At 64.0% G+C, this 20988-nt stretch carries 20 protein-coding genes; 5 read left to right on the top strand and 15 right to left on the bottom strand.

What is annotated here, in order from left to right:
• Positions 1–38: 38 nt before the first annotated feature.
• The gene (locus A9K71_RS16245; protein ID WP_066997561.1) at positions 39–962 is read right to left on the bottom strand and encodes a uracil-DNA glycosylase; all 924 of its coding nucleotides are present in this window, start codon (positions 960–962) and stop codon (positions 39–41) included.
• A 68-nt stretch (positions 963–1030) separates the two neighbouring features.
• Positions 1031–1669, bottom strand: coding sequence for a hypothetical protein (locus A9K71_RS16240; protein WP_066997558.1), 639 nt, complete (start codon positions 1667–1669; stop codon positions 1031–1033).
• 251 nt (positions 1670–1920) lie between these two features.
• Between A9K71_RS16240 and A9K71_RS16235 the strand changes: the two genes are divergently transcribed.
• Both A9K71_RS16235 and A9K71_RS16230 read left to right on the top strand, forming a co-directional pair.
• On the top strand, positions 1921–3600 hold the full coding sequence (locus tag A9K71_RS16235) for an electron transfer flavoprotein-ubiquinone oxidoreductase (protein WP_066998143.1): 1680 nt from the start codon (positions 1921–1923) through the stop codon (positions 3598–3600).
• 172 nt (positions 3601–3772) lie between these two features.
• Positions 3773–4366 (top strand): DUF922 domain-containing protein, encoded by a 594-nt coding sequence (locus tag A9K71_RS16230; RefSeq protein ID WP_066997555.1) that lies wholly within the window; start codon positions 3773–3775, stop codon positions 4364–4366.
• Between the two features lie 44 nt (positions 4367–4410).
• On the opposite strand, the gene A9K71_RS16225 is transcribed toward A9K71_RS16230, so the two are convergent.
• The 5 genes from A9K71_RS16225 to A9K71_RS16210 all read right to left on the bottom strand — a co-directional run bounded on the left by A9K71_RS16225 (position 4411) and on the right by A9K71_RS16210 (position 8075).
• A complete protein-coding gene (locus tag A9K71_RS16225) occupies positions 4411–5421 on the bottom strand; it encodes an endonuclease/exonuclease/phosphatase family protein (RefSeq protein ID WP_082980562.1) in 1011 nt (336 codons plus the stop codon).
• A gap of 138 nt (positions 5422–5559) precedes the next feature.
• Entirely contained in the window at positions 5560–7020 is a 1461-nt protein-coding gene (locus A9K71_RS16220) for an AMP nucleosidase (RefSeq protein WP_245299647.1), read from the bottom strand.
• A gap of 127 nt (positions 7021–7147) precedes the next feature.
• Positions 7148–7342, bottom strand: a complete 195-nt coding sequence (locus tag A9K71_RS16215) for a hypothetical protein (protein ID WP_066997549.1) — start codon at positions 7340–7342, stop codon at positions 7148–7150.
• 32 nt (positions 7343–7374) lie between these two features.
• On the bottom strand, positions 7375–7527 hold the full coding sequence (locus A9K71_RS32085; protein WP_164747131.1) for a hypothetical protein: 153 nt from the start codon (positions 7525–7527) through the stop codon (positions 7375–7377).
• A gap of 206 nt (positions 7528–7733) precedes the next feature.
• Positions 7734–8075, bottom strand: coding sequence for a DUF2147 domain-containing protein (locus tag A9K71_RS16210; protein ID WP_066997546.1), 342 nt, complete (start codon positions 8073–8075; stop codon positions 7734–7736).
• 437 nt (positions 8076–8512) lie between these two features.
• On the opposite strand from A9K71_RS16210, the gene A9K71_RS16205 reads away from it, so the two are divergent.
• Positions 8513–8779, top strand: coding sequence for a sel1 repeat family protein (locus A9K71_RS16205; RefSeq protein WP_066997543.1), 267 nt, complete (start codon positions 8513–8515; stop codon positions 8777–8779).
• Between the two features lie 379 nt (positions 8780–9158).
• A complete protein-coding gene (locus tag A9K71_RS16200; protein ID WP_066997541.1) occupies positions 9159–10280 on the top strand; it encodes an ABC transporter substrate-binding protein in 1122 nt (373 codons plus the stop codon).
• Between the two features lie 162 nt (positions 10281–10442).
• Here the strand turns inward: A9K71_RS16200 and A9K71_RS16195 are convergent, their stop codons facing one another.
• From A9K71_RS16195 to A9K71_RS16180, 4 genes are all read right to left on the bottom strand, one after another.
• Positions 10443–12404 (bottom strand): acetyl/propionyl/methylcrotonyl-CoA carboxylase subunit alpha, encoded by a 1962-nt coding sequence (locus A9K71_RS16195; RefSeq protein ID WP_066997535.1) that lies wholly within the window; start codon positions 12402–12404, stop codon positions 10443–10445.
• Positions 12405–12453: 49 nt separating this feature from the next.
• The gene (locus A9K71_RS16190; protein ID WP_066997532.1) at positions 12454–12828 is read right to left on the bottom strand and encodes a hypothetical protein; all 375 of its coding nucleotides are present in this window, start codon (positions 12826–12828) and stop codon (positions 12454–12456) included.
• 120 nt (positions 12829–12948) lie between these two features.
• A complete protein-coding gene (locus A9K71_RS16185; RefSeq protein ID WP_066997529.1) occupies positions 12949–13479 on the bottom strand; it encodes an O-acetyl-ADP-ribose deacetylase in 531 nt (176 codons plus the stop codon).
• A gap of 2 nt (positions 13480–13481) precedes the next feature.
• Positions 13482–15089 carry a carboxyl transferase domain-containing protein gene (locus A9K71_RS16180; protein WP_066997526.1) on the bottom strand — a complete coding sequence of 536 codons (1608 nt, stop codon included), beginning with the start codon at positions 15087–15089 and terminating at the stop codon, positions 13482–13484.
• 244 nt (positions 15090–15333) lie between these two features.
• On the opposite strand from A9K71_RS16180, the gene A9K71_RS16175 reads away from it, so the two are divergent.
• Positions 15334–15726: a hypothetical protein gene (locus A9K71_RS16175; RefSeq protein ID WP_066997523.1), complete on the top strand. Its 393-nt coding sequence runs from the start codon at positions 15334–15336 to the stop codon at positions 15724–15726.
• Positions 15727–15743: 17 nt separating this feature from the next.
• Here the strand turns inward: A9K71_RS16175 and A9K71_RS16170 are convergent, their stop codons facing one another.
• The 4 genes from A9K71_RS16170 to A9K71_RS16155 form a co-directional block, all read right to left on the bottom strand.
• Positions 15744–16907, bottom strand: coding sequence for an isovaleryl-CoA dehydrogenase (locus tag A9K71_RS16170; protein WP_066997520.1), 1164 nt, complete (start codon positions 16905–16907; stop codon positions 15744–15746).
• A gap of 57 nt (positions 16908–16964) precedes the next feature.
• Entirely contained in the window at positions 16965–17615 is a 651-nt protein-coding gene (locus A9K71_RS16165; protein ID WP_066997517.1) for a TetR/AcrR family transcriptional regulator, read from the bottom strand.
• 136 nt (positions 17616–17751) lie between these two features.
• A complete protein-coding gene (locus A9K71_RS16160; protein WP_156752692.1) occupies positions 17752–19179 on the bottom strand; it encodes an HlyD family type I secretion periplasmic adaptor subunit in 1428 nt (475 codons plus the stop codon).
• A 1-nt stretch (position 19180) separates the two neighbouring features.
• Positions 19181–20890 carry a type I secretion system permease/ATPase gene (locus A9K71_RS16155; RefSeq protein WP_280940558.1) on the bottom strand — a complete coding sequence of 570 codons (1710 nt, stop codon included), beginning with the start codon at positions 20888–20890 and terminating at the stop codon, positions 19181–19183.
• Positions 20891–20988 lie beyond the last annotated feature (98 nt).

Here is a 20988-nt window from a genome sequence, read left to right as displayed (position 1 = left end):
CTCCCCTTCTCCCTTGTTGTGGGAGAAGGGAAGGTGCTTCACCCCAACGCCCTCAGTTTCGCCTTCACCTCGAGAAAATCCCGCCACGCCAGCTTCTTGTGTGCAGGCGTGCGAAGCAGATACGCCGGATGCAGCGTCGGCATCGCTGGAATGGCAATGCCCGACTGGGTGGTGTGGACGCGCCAATTACCCCGTAACCGCAGGATGCCCTCGGTCGTGTTGAGCAGCGTCTTGGCGGAAGGGCCGCCGAGATTGACCAGCACCTTCGGATTGACCAGCTCGATCTGCCTTTCGATGAACGGGCGGCAGATCTCCGTCTCGTGCAGCGTCGGCGTGCGGTTGCCCGGCGGGCGCCACGGGATGACGTTGGCGATATAGGCCGATGTCCGGTCGAGGCCGATTGCTGCCAGCATGCTGTCGAGCAGCCGTCCGGAGCGGCCGACGAAGGGCAGCCCTTCGAGGTCCTCGTCGCGGCCCGGCGCCTCGCCGACGAGCATCAGGTCGGCATTCGGGTTGCCGTCGGCGAAGACCAGGTTCTTGGCGGTGAATTTGAGATTGCAGCCATCGAACGCCGCCATCTGCTGACGCAGCTCGTCAAGCGTCGAGGCACTCGCCGCCAGCTGCCGCGCGAGCTTGATCTGCCCCTCGTCGGGGACCGTGGCGGTGGTGAGCGTCGGGCGCCGCGGCGCATCGGGCACTTGGCTTGCGTCCAGCCCGGTCGATGCCGCCGGCCGTTCCGCCGCCCGGCCTGTCTCGAATCCGGGCTCCGATGCCGGCCGCTCCAGGGGCATGCTTTCACGCGCGGTCGCGGCCTGCGCCGGCGCGAGCTCGGCTTGCTTCGGCTTGGCCTCGGCGAAGCGGTCGACAGGCGTGTCTTCCAGCGCCTCGTCAACGCCGGCGCTGGCATAGAAGGCCAGCAGCTCTGTGATATCGATCGGGTTGTTGGGGGAGGCGGCAGTCATGGCGCCACCATCGTCCGCGCGGCAAAGATTTGCAACCGCTCGGAATTCGCCATTCAGCGCAATGTCTGTCAGCCCGTCGGTATGCGCGGATCCTGCACCAGGAAAAATGTCCAGCGTGGCGTGTAGTCGGTGATCAGGAACTCGAACGTCGCCGTCTTCAGCGGGTCGACCTTGCCGTTCTTGAACAAGAGCCGGTCATAGGGTTCGAACTGGCGGTCGAAATCGGCGAAGTTGCTCGAGACGATGTTGTCGGGACTCTTGTTGCGCTGGTCGAAGGAGAGACCGTCGCCGAACACGCTCGGCTGGTCGAGGATTTCCTGCAGCTCGAACTGGAACTCGACCCAGGGCAGGGAGCTGTTGTTGAGCACGTCGATGCGCATGTACATAACCCCATTGGCCACGTTGCCGGCCCTGCCGAAGGCTTCGATCGGCCTGATCGCGCGGATAGTCAGCGTCACTGGCGTCGCCGAATTCAGCTCCTCGGTGATGACCAGCGGGTCATCCTTGGTGCCGATTCCGGAAGCGCCGGTGATGCGGAAGCCGCCGAGCTCGTCGGAAAAGGAGTAGGCGCCGGCCGCCCAGACTTTCTGCGGATCGGCCTGGGCCGCGCCGAGCGAAAAGAGGAGCGGAAGAACCGCGCGGCAGAGCACGCCGGGCGTGAAGAGTAAGCGCTTCAATGAAAAGCCGGTTGGCTCGGGAGTGCGCATGGGGCCAAGTATTGCCGATAAGCAAGCCGTCGAACAATTAAAAACGTGCCGGACGGGCCTGGCCTTCCAACTGCATGGCCCTGGCCTATGCTTCGCCGTCGCCTGTCCGATGGCCGTTTCGTATGGAACACCGCGACTTTTTGTCGAAATCGGCTTTGTCACGTCAGCGCCGGTTTCGCGTCGCGAATTGATGCGCTATGCAGCGCGTGAGCCAGCAAAATGCGAGAATAGGGCAAGCCAGCGAGGGGCAGATGAGCGAAATCGAACGCGAGAGCATGGAATTCGACGTGGTCATCGTCGGCGCCGGTCCGGCCGGCCTTGCCGCGGCGATCCGTCTGAAGCAGCTCAACCCCGACCTTTCCGTCGTCGTGCTGGAAAAAGGCGGCGAGGTCGGCGCCCACATCCTGTCCGGCGCCGTCGTCGACCCGATCGGCATCGACCGCCTTTTGCCGGGCTGGCGCGAGGAGGAAGGGCACCCTTTCAAGACGCCTGTCACCGACGATCATTTCCTGGTGCTGGGCCCCGCCGGGTCCTTCCGCCTGCCCAACTTCCTGATGCCGCCGCTGATGAACAATCACGGCAACTACATCGTCTCGCTTGGCAATGTCTGCCGCTGGCTGGCGACCAAGGCCGAGGCGCTCGGCGTCGAGATTTATCCGGGCTTTGCCGCGGCGAGCCTTGTCTACAACGACGCCGGCGCCGTGACCGGCGTGATCACTGGCGACATGGGCGTCGAGAAGGACGGCACGCATGGCCCGGCCTACGCTCCGGGCATGGCGCTGATGGGCAAATACGTGCTGATCGGCGAGGGCGCGCGCGGCTCTTTGGCCAAGCAACTGATCGACAAATACCAGCTTGCCGACGGCCGCGAGCCCGCCAAATTCGGCATCGGTCTCAAGGAACTCTGGCAGGTCAAGCCTGAGAACCACAAGCCGGGGCTGGTGCAGCACTCCTTCGGCTGGCCGCTCGACATGAAAACCGGCGGCGGCTCCTTCCTCTACCATCTCGAAGACAACCAGGTGGCGGTCGGCTTCGTCGTCCATCTGAACTATAAGAACCCCTGGCTCTCGCCCTTCGAGGAATTCCAGCGCTTCAAGACTCATCCGGCGATCAGAGGCACCTTCGAGGGCGCCAAGCGGATCGGCTATGGCGCGCGCGCCATTACCGAGGGCGGCTGGCAGTCGGTGCCGAAACTCTCCTTCCCCGGCGGCGTGCTGATGGGCTGCGCGGCCGGCTTCGTCAACGTGCCGCGCATCAAGGGCTCGCACAATGCGGTGCTGTCCGGCATGCTGGCCGCCGAGCATGTCGCGGACGCCATTGCCGCCGGCCGGGCCAATGACGAGCTCGCCTCCTATGAAGACGCCTGGCGCGGCAGCGACATCGGCAGGGATCTGAAGAAGGTGCGCAACGTCAAGCCGCTGTGGTCGCGCTTCGGCACCATCGTCGGTGTCGGCATCGGCGGTCTCGACATGTGGCTGAACACGCTGTTCGGCTTCTCGCCCTTCGGCACGCTGAAGCACGGCAAGGCAGACTATGCGACGCTCGAGCCCGCCTCCAAGCACCAGAAAATCGCTTATCCGAAGGCGGATGGCGTCTTGACCTTCGACCGGCTCTCCTCGGTGTTTTTGTCCAACACCAACCATGAGGAAAATGAGCCCGTGCACCTCATCGTCGGCGACATGGCGCTGCAGCAGCGTTCCGAGCACGACGTGTTCGCCGGGCCATCGACCCGCTACTGCCCGGCCGGCGTCTATGAGTGGGTGGACAAGGACGGCAATGCCGCTGCCGATCCGTCCGCCAAGGACGTGCGCTTCGTCATCAACGCGCAGAACTGCGTCCACTGCAAGACTTGCGACATCAAGGACCCGAACCGGAACATCAACTGGGTGCCCCCGCAAGGCGGAGAGGGGCCTGTCTACCAGGGCATGTGAGCCTCACGTCTCACCGGGCCGCCTCGACAGCCGCCGTCCTGCCGGACAAGCTGGCTCGAGCCGGGTAAGAGGCGGCACCAAGAGCAATACGGTTGCGACGGCGCAACCTCAAGGCTGTTGAATCCGCTGCCTGCTTGTGTTCCCTTTCCCTCAGGATAGGGAGGAGACGGTTATGCGCATGGCGGTTCTGACATGCCTTGTCGCGCTCGGCGCGCTCTGCGCGCCGCAGGCTTCGGCCGGCACCAGGGTGCTGGTCCAGACGCGCACCTATGACATTGCCGGCAATTCGGGCGCGGCGCTCATCGAGGCGATGGGCAGCAAAGGTCCCAAGCACGGCTTCATGACGCATGCCATCGCCCAGACCGCCTATACGGCCGACTGGGAGCTTGGCGTTATCCAGGACAAGGGCTCGTGCCGGATACGGCAGGCAAACGGAACGCTCAGTCTCTTCTACACTTTCCCCCGCTTGGCGTCGCCAGCGACGCCTGCGTTGAAGAAGCGCTGGAACCGGTTCTTCGCCGGCGTGCGCGCCCATGAGGGAACCCATGGCCGCATTGCCCGGGAAATGATGCGCGTCACCGATCGCTCGATCACCGGTCTTAGGGTCGCTAACGACCCCTATTGCTACAAGGCGCGCAGCGAGGCGCGCCGACGCATCCAGGCCGTCTATGCCGAATACGAGGCCAGGCAAAATGCCTTCGATGCCCGCGAGCACCGCGAAGGCGGTCATGTCGAGCACCTGGTCGCTGCTTTGATCAGGCCTTAGCGGCACAAGCAGAAACCGGCGATGTGGCAGGAAGCAATGCGACGCTAACTGCCCGTCTTGCCAAGTTGTGCGTTTGCCGCCAGCGCCGACTGATGCTCGTGCTCGGGCTGTCGGCCGTCGGACCGCAACGAGAACTCGACCAGCACCGGCAAGTGGTCGGAGCCGGCGTCTTCCAGCCGCGTCGCCGAATGGATGGTCACGGCGCCCTTGCTGAACACCTGGTCGATCGGCAGGCCGGCGAAGCGCCGGATGAAATCCGGCAGCTTCCGGTGAATCCAGGTCGGCCCGGCCGACGGCATAACGCTCAGTCCGCCGAGCGAGGCGACACGACGCACTGCAGCGCTCCACGGCACGGCGTTGCAGTCGCCGGCCATGATGGCGGTTTCGCCGAGCGCGGCAAGCGGCCCCGCCAGCTCGCCGATCTGCCAGTACTGCTCGCGCGGCCAGGGCCAGCTCAAATGGATTGCCGCGACATCGACGCCGGTGCCGCCGAAATCGACCGTGGCGGTAGCCATCGCACCGCGCGGCTCGCAATGCGGCGCCGTGCCGGCGGCAAAAGGCCGTCGCGAGAGCAGCGCGACGCCGAACACGCCGTTGGGGTAGGGGCACAGGATGCGGTACGGATAGGCGCCGGTGATATAGCCGAGCTCTCTCGTCCACATTCCCGACACCTCGTCGAGGGTGATCACGTCAGGATTGGTGCGGCCGATCAGCGACAGCACCTTCTTGGGTGTCGGATTGTCGAAGCGAAGATTGATCTGCAGCAGGCTGTAGACGATACGGTCGGCAGGTTTGGCGACCGCCTGCTGCGGCCACAACCTGGGCAGTGCGCTGGCCGTCGTGGCAAGGCAGGCGAGGGCGAAGAGCAGCGCTGCTGCCGCTTGCAGCCGGTACGAACTGGCAAGCAGCGCCACCGCCAGCAGCGCCGTGAGCACGCTCAGGTGAATACGAAAATGCGAGAACGAATCGAGGGCTGGATGCAGCGCGCCGAGGAATCCGGCCAGCAGCGCGGCCGTGAGTGCCGTCATCGCCAGGAATGCCACCCCAGCCGTCATGTTTGAGCGCGCGCCGCCTGTTGTCATGTCAGTCGTGTTCTGCCGAATGTCGCCGGCATCTTTTTGCAGCGACATAGTCTCGCTCAGGCCTGCTTATCGGCAAAATTGCGGCCCGGGCAAGACGATGAGTTGCCTCGGCTACTGGAAAGCAGTCTCGGAGAAGCTTCTCAACTTGCGCGAATGCAGCCGCTCCATCGGCATTTCGGCCAGCTTCTCCATCGCCCTGATGCCGATGGTGAGGTGCTGCGCCACCTGCCGCTTGTAGAATTCCGTCGCCATGCCGGGCAGTTTCAGTTCGCCATGCAAAGGCTTGTCGGAGACGCACAGCAGCGTGCCGTAGGGCACGCGGAAGCGGAAGCCGTTGGCGGCGATCGTCGCCGATTCCATGTCGAGCGCGATGGCGCGCGACTGCGAAAGGCGCTGCACCGGTCCGCGCTGGTCGCGCAGTTCCCAGTTGCGGTTGTCGATGGTGGCGACGGTGCCGGTGCGCATGATGCGCTTGAGATCGTAGCCGGAAAGTCCCGTTACCTCGGCGACCGCTTCCTGCAGCGCTACCTGGATCTCGGCCAGCGGCGGGATGGGCACCCAGACCGGCAGGTCGTCGTCGAGCACATGATCCTCGCGCACATAAGCATGGGCCAGCACATAGTCGCCCAGTGCCTGCGTGTTGCGCAGGCCGGCGCAGTGGCCGAGCATCACCCAGGCATGTGGCCGAAGCACCGCGATATGGTCGGTGATGGTCTTGGCGTTGGACGGGCCGACGCCGATGTTGACCATGGTGATGCCGCCATGGCCCGACTTCTTCAGATGGTAGGCCGGCATTTGCGGCAGGCGCTGTGGCGGGGTGCCTTCGCTCGCCGCGCCGGCCCCGGCCTTAGTCACGAGGTTGCCCGGCTCGACGAATTCGCTGTAACCGCCGCCGCCGCTCTCCATCAGCTCGCGGGCCCGCGCCACGAACTCGTCGATGTAGAACTGGTAATTGGTGAACAGCACGAAATTCTGGAAATGCTGCGGGCTGGTAGCCGTGTAGTGCGTCATGCGGTGCAGCGAATAGTCGATGCGCTGGGCCGTGAACGGCGCCAGCGGCCTCGGCTCGCCGAACGCCACCTCGAATGTGCCGTTGGCGATCTGGTCGTCGGTGCCGTCGAGATCCGGCACGTCGAACAGGTCGCGGATCGGTCGCCTGATGCGCTCGGCAGCCGTGCCGTCGACATAGGTGCCCTCCAGGAAGGCGAAATGCAGCGGGATCGGCGTCGTCGATTCCGACACCGTGACCTGGACGCCGTGATTGCGCATGATGAGCCGAAGCTGCTCGACGAGATAGTTCTCGAACAGCTTTGGCTGGGTGATGGTGGTGGCAAAATGCCCGGGCGTCGGCATATGGCCGTAGGCTTGGCGCGAGTCGATCTGCGTGAACGAGGTGGTGGTGACGCCGATCTGCGGATAAAAGGCCCGGTAGCGCCTGCTCTCGTCGCCGCCGGCGGCGAGCTTGGCGAAGGAATCGCGCAGGAATTTGGTGTTGCGGTCGTAGAGCGCCTCCAGCGCCGCGACCGCCTTCTTGGCGTCGTCAAAACTCTGCCTGCCGAAAGGCTCCGGCATGACGACCGATTCGATGGCTTGGGGGTAGATTCGCTTTTCCATGGCCCAATATAGGGATTTGGAAGAGCGCTTGGGAGGGGGAGGCGGGCGCGAAGCCCGCCTTGCGGAGTATTTTTCTCTGGCCGTGTCAGCCACGCTGCAGGCTGACCAGCAGCACGAAGCCGATGCCTGCCTTCTTCGGCGCCGGCGCCTCGATGACCGAACCGGCGTCGGCGCGCATCATCGGCACCGCCAGCACAGGAGCGGCAAGCACCATCAGGATGAGCATCGCCCGCGGCAGGAGCCGAAGAGCTTTGAGGGTGGAGGCAGCGATGCGGTTCATGGTGGTCGTTCCGGTTTCGAGTATTGGTCGTTTCAGCGGCCGAAATGGTTCATGCAGTCCAGCCGGCAGGTATCGGCCATTCGCGGTGAGCGCGCCGGACGGCCGGCTTCGGCCACGAGGATGGCGAAGAACATGCCGAACAGGCTCATCAGCAGGCAGACGATGGTGAAGCGGCGGACAAGCATTGGACTCTCCTTCAATGCGAGGAGAATGCCCGAGCGCCTCTGAACCGGTTCTGAGACCGGTATTCATCTGCGGTTCAAATTGGCTGATGGGGTCATGACCCGGCCAAGGCCTGCGAAATGCCTTGTCCAGCGTTGCGCTCAGAAACGGCGCTCAAAAAGAAAACGGGGCGCCGGGCCCCGTTTTTGCATCGTCATCCGTTCGACTGTCAGAGCTTGTGCCAGGTCTGGGTCTTGCAGATCAGTCCGCCCAGAACGCAGCCGCTCATCTTTAGCGAGGTGCCGGAAAGCGTCGCCTTGCCGGAATAGGTCTTGTCGGTTTCCGGGTCTGTTATGGTGCCGGTGTACTTGTTGTCGCCGGCCGCCTTGAAGGAGCCGATCGTCTTGCCGGCATATTTGCCGGACTTGAGCGTGATGGAAAACGCTCCGCCGCCGGCGATCGCCGCTGTCGATCCGGCCTGCGTCTTCCAATTGCCCTCGATAGGGTCGGCCGACGCGGCGCCTGCCATCATCAAGGTGGCCGCCAGGGCCAGGCTGACTTTTCGAAACATGCTTGTCCTCCCTTTTAGGGTTCCGGCGGGCCTCGTTCCGCCTTTCTGTCCCTTACGCAAACGTAAAGCTAATCCAGCCATCGCCAAAACGAAAGCGGTGCCGCGACGGAAGCTTGCAAGGATTTTGGCCGCGTCGGTCGTTGGAAATGAACGGATGGCGAAAAAAGGCTTCGGTTTCCGTGGTTAGCGAAGTCTTGATTCCCGCGCCCCAAATTTTCGACGAATTTGGCGCAGATCGGCTGAATTGCTGGATTCCTATGCTTAACAGTTCTTCGCGTTTACCTATTGTTTTAGCTTTGTTTTCTTCAAATTAAGCAAGCCATTTAACGACGGATTCAAGGCGAGCCGTCATCCTCGAAAGCATCGAAAGAGCGGCCCGCCCAGGGGAATTCCAGGGACAGAAGGAGGCAGCTCTCGGGAGCAGACAGGGGATTGAAATGGCACGCTTTGAAATGCTTGAAGCCGGCTTCGGCGCCATGGGGGCAACTGCCCAGGCCGACATTCTTTTCGAACTGGGCATGATGTATGCGACCGGCCGCGATTGCGAGACCGACGTCATTGCCGCCCACAAATGGTTCAACATCGCCGCGATCAAGGGCTCGCTCCGCGCCGCCGAGCTGCGCTCGGAATTGTCGGCATCGATGTCGAAGGCCGAGATCGCCAAGGCGCTGCGCGAAGCGCGCGAATGGATGACGATGCACTGATTTTGCGGGGTAAAGCCCGGAAGCTCTTAAGGGACAAGGCCGCAAAAAGACGGCCGGTTAACCAGACCAAGAACGCGGCAGGTCAACGAACTCAAGCCGTGCGACAACACAGGGAAGCGAGCGGGTTCAGGCGCGCGGGGTGCCGGGAAGCTCGACTGCAAAAGCCGTGACCGGCCGGGACAAGGCCGGCGCGGCTTTTGCATTTGCGCAGTCACCGCCTGTATGGGAACGGCGGCTTGGCCCAAGAACTCCCCGTCGGAATGAACCAAATCCCGATACATTGTGCTCTCGACAGTTCCGGCGAAGGGTGAAATTGTCCCGGCTCTCTGGAAGAAGCGTGGCCGGAACGGCCGCGCGCAAGTGGAGGAGTTCTATTGTCATGAAAAGATTGGGTATTTTGAGCGCGGCCGCATTGGGCCTGACGATGAGCGCATCGGTTGCCTTCGCCGACGACATCACGATTTCGGTGGTCGGCCCGATGACCGGGCAGCTCGCCAACATCGGCGACCAGTTCAAGCAGGGCGCGCAGGCCGCGGCGGATGCCATCAATGCCGCCGGAGGTGTCAATGGCAACAAGATCAAGATCGACATCCAGGACGACCAATGCGATCCGAAGCAGGCGGTGTCGGTCGCCAATCGCATCGTTGCCAACGGCGTCAAATTCGTCGACGGCCATGCCTGCTCGGGCTCGAGCATTCCCGCTTCCGCCGTCTATGCCGAAGCCGGCACCCTGATGATGAGCCCGGCCTCGTCTAATCCGGAACTGACCGACGCCGCGGCCAAGGCCGGCTGGCCGACGATCATGCGCCTCTACACTCGTGACGATGCGCAGGGCGCTTTCATCGGTCCATGGATCGCCAAGAAATATGCCGGCAAGAACGTCGTCGTCCTGCACGACAAGAGCGCCTACGGTCAGGGCGTTGCCGATGCTGTCAAGACGACCATGAATGCCGGCGGCCTCAAGGAGGTCGACTATGAAGGCATCAATGCCGGCGAGAAGGACTATTCGGCTTTGGTCACCAAGCTGAAAGAGCTCAAGGCCGACGTCGTCTATTTCGGCGGCTACCATCCGGAGGCCGGCTTGATCCTGCGCCAGGCAGCGGAGCAGAACGTCAAGTTCCAGCTGATCATGCCGGACTCGATCGCCTCGCCGGAATTCTGGCAGATCGCCGGCCCGGCCGGTGAAGGCACGATGTTCGTCTTCCCCTCGGATCCGCAGTCGAAGCCGGAAGCGAAGGAGGCCGTGGCCAAGATCAAGCAAGGCGGCTTCACACCGGAAGGTTTCACGCTGTTCTCCTATGCAGTGATCCAGGCGGTGGCCGAAGGCGTCAAGCGCGCCGGCACCGACGACCCGGCCAAGGTCGCCGAGGCGCTGAAGGACGGCAAGCCGATCAGCACCGTGGTCGGCGACGTGATCTTCGACGAGAAGGGCGACCTGAAGAACGCCAGCTACGACATCAACCAGTGGCACGACGGCAAATACGCGCCGATCAAGCCGTAATTCGTTCTGCAGATCGATTGGAAATGGCCGGGATTTGTCCCGGCCGTTTTCGTATGTGCCTTGGCACTGATTTGGAGGCCAGTTCGGCGCTCTACGGCGCCCCCCTGGAGTCCTGCTGCCCCAGCCAGTTTGTCCCGTTGCCGATCCAAGGCGACCGGCAGCTCAGCCCCGTGCGTCCTCGAACCGCACCAGCACCGTGCCGTCGCTCACTTGCGCGCCTTCGGCCGCGATCTCGGCAATCACCCCATCATGGGGTGCGGCGATCGTGTGCTCCATCTTCATCGCTTCGAGGATTAGGAGCGGCTGGCCCTTGATAACGGTATCGCCCGCTGCCGCGCGCACCAGCTTGACCAATCCCGGCATCGGCGCGCGCAGGCTGTCCGACGCGGCCGCGGCCTCATCCGCCTTGGCCAGCGGATCCGGCACCGTGAATGTATATCCGACCGCTCCTTCGAACACCGTGACATGGCCCGGCCAGCGCGCGCTGCGCGGCATGCTCCTGAGGTCGTGCGCGTTGAGCGCGTCATGCGGCGCCTCCAGCGCCACCTGGAAGCGGCCGTCAGGCCGCGCCGATACCCGGGCCAGGATGTTCTCCTCGCCGTAACGCAACCGGGTGCGGCGCGCCAGCGTATGGAAATGCGCATAGCCGGCGAGCGAGGACCACGGATCGGCGGCCGGACCCGCCGTGCTTGCGTCGGTCGCTGCCAGCGCCGCCGCGGCGATCGCTTCATCGCTTGGCGCGGGAACAGCGACGAGAGCATCCTGATGCCGGCCGATCAGGCCGGTGTCGATATCGCCCGCCGCGAAATCGGCGTCGGCGGCGAGTGCTGCAAGGAAGGCGGTGTTGACCGTCGAGCCGGCAACTTCGGTTCGGGCCAGCGCCTTGCGCAGCGCGCCAAGCGCGGTGGTTCTGTCCCTAGCGTGCACCACCAGCTTGGCGATCATCGGATCGTAGAAGGGCGAGATCGCATCGCCGGACCGCACGCCGGTCTCGATGCGCATGGCGGCATCCTCCGGCGGCGTGTCGGGGAATTTGAGATGATAAAGCGTGCCCGTCGCCGGCAGGAATCCCTTGGCCGCGTCCTCGGCGTAGATGCGCGCCTCGAAAGCATGTCCGGCAAGGGCGATCTCGTTCTGCGCCTTCGGCAGTTTTTCGCCGGCGGCGACACGAAGCTGCCATTCGACCAGATCGACGCCGGTGACCATCTCGGTGACGGGATGCTCGACCTGCAGCCGTGTGTTCATCTCCATGAACCAGAAGCGGTCGGCTTTGAGGGCCTCGGAAGCATCGACGATGAACTCGATCGTGCCGGCGCCCGAATAGCTGATTGCCTTGGCGGCCTTCACCGCCGCTTCCGTCATCGCCTTGCGCAGCGCCGGCGTCATGCCGGGGGCGGGCGCCTCCTCGATCACCTTCTGGTGGCGGCGCTGCGCCGAGCAGTCGCGCTCGAAAAGATGCACGACATTGCCGAAATTGTCACCGAACACCTGGACTTCGATGTGGCGCGGCTTGTCGACATATTTTTCGACCAGAACGCGGTCGTCGCCGAAGGCAGCCTTGGCCTCGCGCCGGGCTCCGGACAGCGCCTCGGAGAAGTCGTCCGGATGGTCGACGCGCCGCATGCCCTTGCCGCCGCCGCCGGCGCGCGCCTTGATCAGCACCGGGTAGCCGATCTCGCGCGCTTTTGTGGCAAGCAGCACAATCTCCTGCGCTTCGCCGTGATAGCCGGGCACCACCGGAACGCCGGCCTTTTCCATCAACCGCTTGGCGGCGTCCTTCAGCCCCATGGCGCGGATCGAGGCGGCGGACGGGCCGATGAAGATGAGGCCCGCCGCCGTCACCTGGTCGACGAAGTCGGGGTTCTCCGAAAGGAAGCCGTAGCCGGGGTGGATAGCCTCGGCGCCTGTGGCAAGCGCCGCGGCAATGATCCTGTCGCCGCGCAGATAGCTGTCACCGACCGGCGAGGGGCCGATATGCACCGCCTCGTCGGCCATCTCGACATGCAGCGCTCGCGCGTCGGCATCCGAATAGACGGCGACTGTTCGCACGCCGAGCTTGCGCGCGGTGCGGATGACGCGGCAAGCGATCTCGCCGCGATTGGCGATCAGGATCTTGCCGAACATGGAGCCTCCCGAGTTTGCGACGGGCAGCGCCAATTCGGCAGGCGCGGGCCTACTTCGATGCGGCGATCTCGCAGGCGCCGCCCGTAGTCACCTTGTAGTGCGCGCGCGTGGCCAGGCAGGATTTCATCGCCAGCTCTTCCGCAACTTTTTGGGACGGCGCATTCAGGTGTCCACCACAGATGATGTAAGACGACATGATCCGGGCATAAGGCGTGGTCGCGTAGGCTGAATGGCCGCTCGCCGCCAAATAGGCCTTGTATGCCCTGTTGCACGGATCCTTGGGATTGCGTGGGATGTAAGGTGGAAAGCGCTTGTCCCCCTCGCTTCCAGCCAGCGACCCGGCGACGACAGCGCCGCACGAGGCGAATATAAGCATTCCTGCAAGTATCGACGCGGATGCTTTCCGCAGATATTCTCGTGTCATTTTTACCCCATCCCCATAAGACAATGCAGGATGAGCAATATCGAATATTTGCCGGCGCCGCTAGATGGTCACTCAAGAATCTCGATCTCGTGAACGGGTGGAACGTCTTTGTCATAAAGTTCAGGCTCCCCCAATCGCAGCAACGGTTGAGCTGTATAGTTTGGCAGTCAGATCGTCGAAGCAGCAGAAAGTTACGGTCTCGGGGATGGCGTTTTCGCCTAGAAAAACAGCAACCGTGCCGACGGCTATTTCGGTAGCCTGATCTTTCGGATAGCCGTAGATGCCGGTCGAGATCGCCGGAAATGCTATCGTTCGACAGTCCTTACCGGTGGCAATCTCCAGCGAGCGCCGATAGCAGGAGGCGAGCAACTCCGCCTCGCTCTCGCCGCCGCCGTGCCAGACCGGGCCGACGGTGTGAATGACATAGCGCGCCGGCAGCCGGTAGCCTTTCGTCAGTTTGGCATCCCCGGTCCTGCAGCCGTTCAGCGTCCGGCATTCGGCGACCAGCTCCGGCCCGGCGGCGCGGTGGATAGCGCCGTCGACACCACCGCCGCCGAGCAGCGAGGAATTGGCGGCATTGACGATGGCATCGACCTTAAGCCTGGTGATGTCGCCGGTATGCACGCGGATCCTATCGCTGACGCCGCTCATCGTCACATCCTGAACACGCCGAACTTCGTTTCCTCGACCCCGGTATTGAGCGCCGCCGAGAGGCTGAGCGCCAGCACCTCGCGTGTTTTGGCCGGATCGATGATGCCGTCGTCCCAAAGCCTTGCCGAAGAATAGAGCGGGTGACCCTCATGCTCGTATTTCATCAGGATCGGCTTCCTGAATTTCGCTTCCTCCTCGGCGCTCCACTCACCGCCCTTGCGCTCGATGCCCTCGCGCTTGACCATGGCGAGCACCGTCGCCGCCTGCTCGCCGCCCATCACCGAAATGCGCGCATTCGGCCACATCCACAGGAAGCGGGGCGAATAGGCGCGGCCGCACATGCCGTAATTGCCGGCGCCGAACGAACCGCCGATGATCACCGTAAGCTTCGGCACGCGTGCCGTGGCGACCGCCGTGACCAGCTTGGCGCCGTCCTTGGCGATGCCGCCGGCCTCATACTTTCGCCCGACCATGAAGCCGGTGATGTTCTGCAGGAAGATCAGCGGAATGCCGCGCTGGCAGCAGAGCTCGATGAAATGCGCGCCCTTCAGCGCGCTTTCCGAGAACAGCACCCCATTGTTGCCGAGGATGCCGACCGGCATGCCGTGCAGATGCGCAAAACCGGTGACCAAGGTGGTGCCGTAATTCTGCTTGAACTCGTCGAACTCGGAACCGTCGACCAGACGCGCGATCACCTCGCGAACGTCATAGGGCTGGCGCAAATCCGTCGGCACGATGCCGTAGAGTTCATGCGGATCGTGAAGCGGCGATACCGGTTTCTGTAAGTTCAGGCTTACGGCCTTGTTCCGATTCAGGTTCTTGACGATGCGTCGGCAAATGGCCAGCGCGTGCTCGTCATCCATGGCATAGTGGTCGGCGACGCCGGAAAGCCTGGTGTGGACCTCGGCGCCGCCGAGCTCCTCGGCGCTGACATCCTCGCCGGTGGCAGCCTTCACCAGCGGCGGGCCGCCAAGAAAAATGGTCGCCTGGTTGCGCACCATGATCGTTTCGTCCGACATCGCCGGCACATAGGCCCCGCCCGCCGTGCAGGAGCCCATGACGCAAGCGATCTGCGGGATGCCGGCTGCCGACATGTTGGCCTGGTTGTAGAAGATGCGGCCGAAATGCTCACGGTCGGGGAAGACCTCGTCCTGGTTGGGCAGGTTGGCGCCGCCGCTGTCGACCAGGTAGACGCAAGGCAGCTTGTTCTGCAGCGCGATCTCCTGCGCGCGCAGATGCTTCTTCACCGTCACCGGATAATAGGTGCCGCCTTTCACCGTCGCGTCGTTGACGACGACCATGACCTCCCGGCCTTCGACACGGCCGATGCCGGTGATGATGCCGGCCGACGGAATATCCTCGCCATACATCGACCATGCCGCGAACTGGCCGACCTCGAGAAAAGGCGAGCCGGTGTCGAGCAGTTGCGCCAATCTTTCGCGCGGCAGCAGCTTGCCGCGGCTTTGGTGGCGCTCGCGCGCCTCGTCCGAGCCGCCGCGCTCGATGCCCGCCGCCTTCTCGGCGATATCGTCGACCAGCGCCCGCATGCGCTCGGCATTGGCGCGGAAGCTTTCCGAGGAGGGGGAGATTTGGGTTTGGAGTGTGGCCACGTTATTCCTCACACCTCTTGATGCCGCAACGCAACCAGTGTAACAGCCCGCACCCGGATGCTGCGTGCGCAGCGCGGCATCTTTTGTACGAATGACACCTCAGGAGGCGACGATGAAAGGCATCGATATGCGTTTCACCAAATGTCTCCCCTCGGCCATGGCCTGACGCCGCCGAAGGGCGGCTTTCCACGTCCCGGATTCGAGCAAAAGGAACACGGCGCCTGCAAGCGCTGTGGGTGTCACTATGTATGTGCGGTTTGTAACGCCGCTGATCCATCCGAAGAGCCGGGTAGAGAGCGGCTTTTTCCATGCGTCCTGGTACTTGTACCGGAATGGCTGCCCGGACTGGATCCATGGCGAACTGGAGGATCAGTTCGACTGGTTCAATCGGCATTTGCCCATTCCTGGCCGGGTTGGGCGGCATTTCAAGCGCCGTGAGTCGATTTGGGGCGTCTGCTGGTTCCACCCGAACGCCAAGGAAGCCATCAGCCGTGCGCGCTATTGCGCCTGGCTGATCGAGGAGGGCGGCTTGCCTGTGCGCTCGATCACGTCCCGGCGCCAGCGTGAGGTTCTGTGGCGCGATGAGCATCAGATCGTCGCCAAGCCGACCGACGACCTGCCCAAGGCGTTCGGCTGAGGTGACGGAGGGAGACATCACACTCCCTCCGCCATGATCTCGCGGCCGATCAGCCAGCGGCGGATCTCGCTGGTGCCGGCGCCGATCTCGTAGAGCTTGGCGTCGCGCAGAAGCCGCCCGGTCGGATAATCGTTGATATAGCCGTTGCCGCCGAGCAGCTGGATGGCATCGAGCGCCATCTGCGTCGCCTTTTCGGCCGCGAAGAGCACGCAGCCGGCGGCGTCCTTGCGCGTGGTCTCGCCGCGGTCGCAGGCACCGGCCACGGCGTAGACATAGGCGCGCGCCGCGTTCATCGTCGAATACATGTCGGCAAGCTTGCCCTGCACCAGCTGAAAACTGCCGATCGGCTGGCCGAACTGCTTGCGCTCATGCACGTAAGGCACCGCCACGTCGAGGCAGGCCGCCATCAGCCCGATCGGCCCGCCGGAGAGCACGGCGCGCTCATAGTCGAGGCCCGACATCAGCACCTCGACGCCGCGCCCTTCCTCATGCAGCACATTCTCGAACGGCACCTCGACATTCTCGAAGACGAGCTCGCCGGTGTTCGAGCCGCGCATGCCGAGCTTGTCGAGTTTTTGGGCCACCGAAAACCCGGCAAAGGTTTTTTCGATGATGAAGGCGGTGATGCCGCGCGAATTGCGCTCCGGATCGGTCTTGGCATAGACCACCAAGGTCTCGGCATCGGGTCCGTTGGTGATCCACATTTTCGAACCGTTGAGCACATAGCGGTCGTTGCGCTTTTCGGCGCGCAGCCGCAGCGACACGACGTCCGAGCCTGATCCGGACTCCGACATTGCCAGCGCGCCGACCTTTTCGCCCGAGCAGAGCGCAGGGAGGTATTTCTCCTTCTGTGCCGGCGTTGCCCAGCGGTTGATCTGGTTAACGCAGAGATTGGAATGCGCGCCGTAGGAGAGGCCGACCGAGGCGGATGCGCGGGAAATCTCCTCCATCGCCACGACATGCGCGAGATAGCCCATACCGCTGCCGCCGAACTCGGCATCGGCGGTGATGCCGAGCAGGCCGAGCGCGCCGAGCTCCCCCCACAGATGTGCCGGGAATTCGTTGGAGCGGTCGATATCGGCCGCGATCGGCGCGATCCTGTCTTGTGCGAAGCGCCTTACGGTATCGCGCAACGCCTCAATGTCGGCATCAAGCCCGAAGTTCAGCGTATTCGTGTACATGGCGTTCCTCCCGGCGCATGACCCCGAAATCGACTTCGATAAGGATAATGCGCGAAATCAAAGTGCCGTGGCCTCCTTTGCGCGTCGGACGGGACGCGTTGCGCTGCCGGCGCCGATCTTCGCGCCGACGAGCCGCCTTGTCATCGAAAGATATGTCTCCGTGACTTCAGAGATCGACAGCCGCTCGCCCGGACGGAACCAGACGATGACGCCGGTCATCATCTGGATCAGCGCCATGGCGGTCAGGCCGACATCGTCGATCTCGAAGATGCCGGCGTCGGCGCCGTCGCGCAGGATCGCGCGCAATTCCTTCTCATAGGCCGTGCGCATCTTGAGGATCTGCGTCAGCCGCTCATGCGAGAGGCTGCGCAATTCCATGTTGGAGACATGGGTGGCGCGGCGCCGCTCGATATGGAAGGCAATGTGGTTCTCGACATAGGCGGCGAGCCGCGCTGCCGGATCGGCCGGTGCCGGGCGCGCGTCATCCCAGGCCTTGAGCAGGCCTTCCATATGCTCGCGCATCAGCGTGAACAGCAGATCCTCCTTGGTGGGAAAATAGCGATAGAGCGCGGCGGCCTGCACGCCGACTTCGGTCGCCAGCTGGCGCATCGACATCGCCTCATAGCCGAGCCGCGCGATCAGCCCGACCGCCGCCTCGCGAACGGCCGCCTCGGTTTTTTCGCCATCTGAACCCGTGGTGCGTGCCATGTTTGCCTCTGCGAAGCAGATAATAAAACGAACGTTCAATTAATTCAAGCGGGCAAGCGATGGTGTTCAGGCCGAAGGGCAATGGCCTGCAATCGGTCTGACGCAAGCCTCGGCTGGATCTGTAGAGCGGAGCGACTTAGTCGCCGCGGAAAGCGCGGCTCGCCTGATCGGTCAGGGGCTTAAGCAGATAGGAAAGCACCGTGCGGTCGCCGGTTCTCAGGAACACCTCCGCCGGCATTCCCGGCTTCAGTTCCAGCGATCCCGCCTGTTTGAGGCTGCTTTGCGTCAGCACGAGGCGCACCGCGTAATAGGCGACCCCGGCTTTCTGGTCTTCGATGAGGTCGGGCGAGATACGGTCAACCTGGCCCTCGACTTCCGGCGTGATCTGCTGGCTGAAGGCCGAAAGGCGAAGCGTGGCGTTCTGTCCGATGCGCACCTGGTCGATGTCCTGCGGCGCGACGCGCGCCTCGACCACCAGCGCGTCGGCGCTCGGCACGATCTGCATGATCGCCTCGCCGGGCGCGATCACGCCGCCGATCGTGTGCACGGCCAGCTGATGCACCCGGCCCGATTGCGGGGCGCGGATATCGATCTGCTTCAGCGTTTGCTCGGCCGCGATCTGACGCTCGCGCAGTTCGCTCATCTTGCCGTCGATCTCCCTCAGTTCGCCCGCCACTTCGCTGCGCAGGTCCTGATCGATCTGGATGATCGCCAGTTCCATCTCGCTGATGCGCCCGCGCGTCTGCGCGGCGGCGGCGATCAACTGCCCGTTTTCGCCGTCGAGCCTTGCCTCGGCGCGTTCGCGATCGGCCAGACGCGAGATCGGCACCAGCTTCTTTTTCCAGAGGTCCCGCATGCCCTCGAGCTCGATCTTGGTGAGGGATATCTCCTGCTGCTTGCTCCTAAGCTGGGCCTCGATACCCGCGATCTCCTGACGGAACTGCACGATGCGCTCGCGTAGCTGTGAAATCTTGCCCTCGCGCGCCTGCCGCCGCAGCGCGAACAGCCTGTTCTCGCCGTCGATGAGATGACCGATCTGAGGGGCATGCGCGTTTCCCGACAGCTGCTCGGGATAGAGCACCGCCTGGGCGCCGTCGCGTTCGGCAATCAGCCGGGCGCGGCGGGCAGAGAGCTCGTCGAGACCGTTGTCGACGATGGCGAGATTGGCACGCGCCACCGTGTCGTCCAGCCGCACCAGGACGTCGCCCGCCTCGACCGTGCTGCCGTTCTGCACGTTGAGAGCGCCGACGACGCCGCCTTGCGGATGCTGGACGGACTTCACGTTCGAGCCGACGACCAGATGGCCGCCTGCGACCACGGCTCCGGCAAGACTGCTTGATGCCGCCCAAAGGCCGAGCCCGCCGACAAGCAGCGCCGCTGCGATCGCTCCCGCCCGGACGTTCCTGCGAATGGCCTGACGCAAGCGCTGCTGCTGGGGCGAAGCACCTTCGATCGGCTTCGAACCGCGGTCGAGCAGCGCGATCGCGCGCGCCCTGGCGGACAATGCGATGTCGCGCACCACGCGCAACGCATCGGCTTTGAAATCGGGAGTTGCCGACCTCATCTCAGCCCGCCGATCCGACCGCATGCAGCGGTTTCGTCACCGGCTGCAAAGCCTGCCGTGCGATCTCGCTCTTCAGCCCGAATGCCTGCTGCCTGCCGCCATTCAGCACCAGCAAGTGGTCGAGCGCGGCGAGGGCGCTGGGACGATGCGCGACCACGATGACGATGCCGCCGCGCGCTTTGATGCCTTCGATGGCACGCGTCAGCGCTTGGTCGCCCGCAGCATCGAGGTTGGAATTCGGCTCGTCGAGCACGACGAGGAACGGATTGCCGAACAGCGCGCGCGCCAGGCCTACACGCTGACGCTGTCCGGCGGAAAGTGCCGCGCCGCTCTCGCCGATCTCGGTCTGATAGCCTTCGGGCAGGCGCAGGATCATGTCGTGCACGCCGGCAGCCTGGGAGGCCTCGATGATCGCCTCCGGCATGGCGTTCTCGTCGAAGCGGCTGATGTTCTGGGCGACCGTACCGGCGAACAATTCGACATCCTGCGGCAGATAGCCGACATGGCGGCCAAGCGCCTGCGCCGGCCACTGCTCGATTGCAGCGCCGTCGAGACGGATCTTGCCGCGCATCGTGGGCCATACGCCGACGAGCGCGCGCACGAGCGACGATTTTCCGGAGCCGCTCGGGCCGATCAGGCCCATGCCGGAGCCGGCGCCGAGCGAGAAGTCGATATCCTCCAGCAGGATGCGCCGTCCACCAGGCGCCGTCACCCCGACGGTTTCCACAGCGAGTGTCGCGTTTGGCGCCGGAAGCTCCATGCCGCCATCGTCGACCGGAAAGGCGGCAAACAGATCGACCAGCCTCTGCCAGCTCTGGCGCGCGCTGAGGAAGTGCTTCCAATACGCGGTGGCGAGCTCGATCGGCGCCAGCGCCCGCGATGTCAGGATTGAACTGGCGATGATGATGCCGGGCGTGGCCTGCTGGTAAATGACCAGATAGGCGCCGAGCGCCAGGACCATCGACTGCAGCATCATGCGCATGATGCGCGAAGCCGCACCCAATCCGCTCGTCAGGTCGCTCGCCTTCGCCTGCGCCTCGCGGAAGGCGTTGTTTGCTTGGCTCCAGCGCCCGGCCAGCCTCTCGCCCATACCCATGGCGGCCAGCACTTCGGCGTTGCGGGCGCTCGCCTGCGCGATCGCGCCGCGCCTTGTGCCGAAGCCCGACATTGCCTTGGTCGGGGCGCGGACCAGGCGATCGGTGAGCCCCGTCAGCGCGACCAGCAGCAGCGCGCCGATGAGCGCCGCGACGCCGATCCACGGATGGAAAAGAAAGCAGATCACAACATAGAGCGGCATCCATGGCAGATCGAACAGCGCACCCGGGCCGGGGCTGGAAAGGAAGCCGCTGACCTGGTCGAGGTCGCGCAGCGCCTGCAGGCCTTCGCCGCGATCAGGCGTTCTAAGCGGCAGCCGCACGAGGCAGTTGAAGACGCGGCCGGCGATGAGCTCGTCGATGCCGGCGCCGATGCGTGTCAGCACGCGCGCACGGATCGCTTCGAGGACGCCCTGGAAGGCATAAAGCACGGCGACCAGAATGATCAGCGCCACCAGCGTCGGCACGCTGCGGCTAGGCAGAACGCGGTCATAGACCTGCAGCATGAACAGCGAACCGGACAGCATCAGCACGTTGATGAGGCCACTGAGCCCGGCGACGGCCGCATACGGGCCGCGGAAGGAGGCGAGCGCCTTGCGAAGCTCGGAAGGTTTCAGGTCAGCTAAAGGCGAGCGTGTCAGATGGTTACCCCCGAAAAAACCGCGCCCGGCTTGAGGCGGGTTGGCGGGCCGCGATCGAGGCGCGGCCCGCGGTG

Origin of the sequence: Mesorhizobium sp. WSM3873 (assembly GCF_001672445.1) — a bacterium.
GTDB lineage: Bacteria > Pseudomonadota > Alphaproteobacteria > Rhizobiales > Rhizobiaceae > Mesorhizobium.
This window is presented reverse-complemented; position numbering and strand designations above follow the sequence as displayed.

What these genes read in the sequence shown, in the direction of transcription:
- A9K71_RS16245 (WP_066997561.1), bottom strand. Translation starts at nt 962, where the DNA reads ATGACTGCCGCCTCCCCCAACAACCCGATCGATATCACAGAGCTGCTG.
- A9K71_RS16240 (WP_066997558.1), bottom strand. Translation starts at nt 1,669, where the DNA reads ATGCGCACTCCCGAGCCAACCGGCTTTTCATTGAAGCGCTTACTCTTC.
- A9K71_RS16235 (WP_066998143.1), top strand. Translation starts at nt 1,921, where the DNA reads ATGAGCGAAATCGAACGCGAGAGCATGGAATTCGACGTGGTCATCGTC.
- A9K71_RS16230 (WP_066997555.1), top strand. Translation starts at nt 3,773, where the DNA reads ATGCGCATGGCGGTTCTGACATGCCTTGTCGCGCTCGGCGCGCTCTGC.
- A9K71_RS16225 (WP_082980562.1), bottom strand. Translation starts at nt 5,421, where the DNA reads ATGACGGCTGGGGTGGCATTCCTGGCGATGACGGCACTCACGGCCGCG.
- A9K71_RS16220 (WP_245299647.1), bottom strand. Translation starts at nt 7,020, where the DNA reads ATGCCGGAGCCTTTCGGCAGGCAGAGTTTTGACGACGCCAAGAAGGCG.
- A9K71_RS16215 (WP_066997549.1), bottom strand. Translation starts at nt 7,342, where the DNA reads ATGAACCGCATCGCTGCCTCCACCCTCAAAGCTCTTCGGCTCCTGCCG.
- A9K71_RS32085 (WP_164747131.1), bottom strand. Translation starts at nt 7,527, where the DNA reads ATGCTTGTCCGCCGCTTCACCATCGTCTGCCTGCTGATGAGCCTGTTC.
- A9K71_RS16210 (WP_066997546.1), bottom strand. Translation starts at nt 8,075, where the DNA reads ATGTTTCGAAAAGTCAGCCTGGCCCTGGCGGCCACCTTGATGATGGCA.
- A9K71_RS16205 (WP_066997543.1), top strand. Translation starts at nt 8,513, where the DNA reads ATGGCACGCTTTGAAATGCTTGAAGCCGGCTTCGGCGCCATGGGGGCA.
- A9K71_RS16200 (WP_066997541.1), top strand. Translation starts at nt 9,159, where the DNA reads ATGAAAAGATTGGGTATTTTGAGCGCGGCCGCATTGGGCCTGACGATG.
- A9K71_RS16195 (WP_066997535.1), bottom strand. Translation starts at nt 12,404, where the DNA reads ATGTTCGGCAAGATCCTGATCGCCAATCGCGGCGAGATCGCTTGCCGC.
- A9K71_RS16190 (WP_066997532.1), bottom strand. Translation starts at nt 12,828, where the DNA reads ATGACACGAGAATATCTGCGGAAAGCATCCGCGTCGATACTTGCAGGA.
- A9K71_RS16185 (WP_066997529.1), bottom strand. Translation starts at nt 13,479, where the DNA reads ATGAGCGGCGTCAGCGATAGGATCCGCGTGCATACCGGCGACATCACC.
- A9K71_RS16175 (WP_066997523.1), top strand. Translation starts at nt 15,334, where the DNA reads ATGTATGTGCGGTTTGTAACGCCGCTGATCCATCCGAAGAGCCGGGTA.
- A9K71_RS16170 (WP_066997520.1), bottom strand. Translation starts at nt 16,907, where the DNA reads ATGTACACGAATACGCTGAACTTCGGGCTTGATGCCGACATTGAGGCG.
- A9K71_RS16165 (WP_066997517.1), bottom strand. Translation starts at nt 17,615, where the DNA reads ATGGCACGCACCACGGGTTCAGATGGCGAAAAAACCGAGGCGGCCGTT.
- A9K71_RS16160 (WP_156752692.1), bottom strand. Translation starts at nt 19,179, where the DNA reads ATGAGGTCGGCAACTCCCGATTTCAAAGCCGATGCGTTGCGCGTGGTG.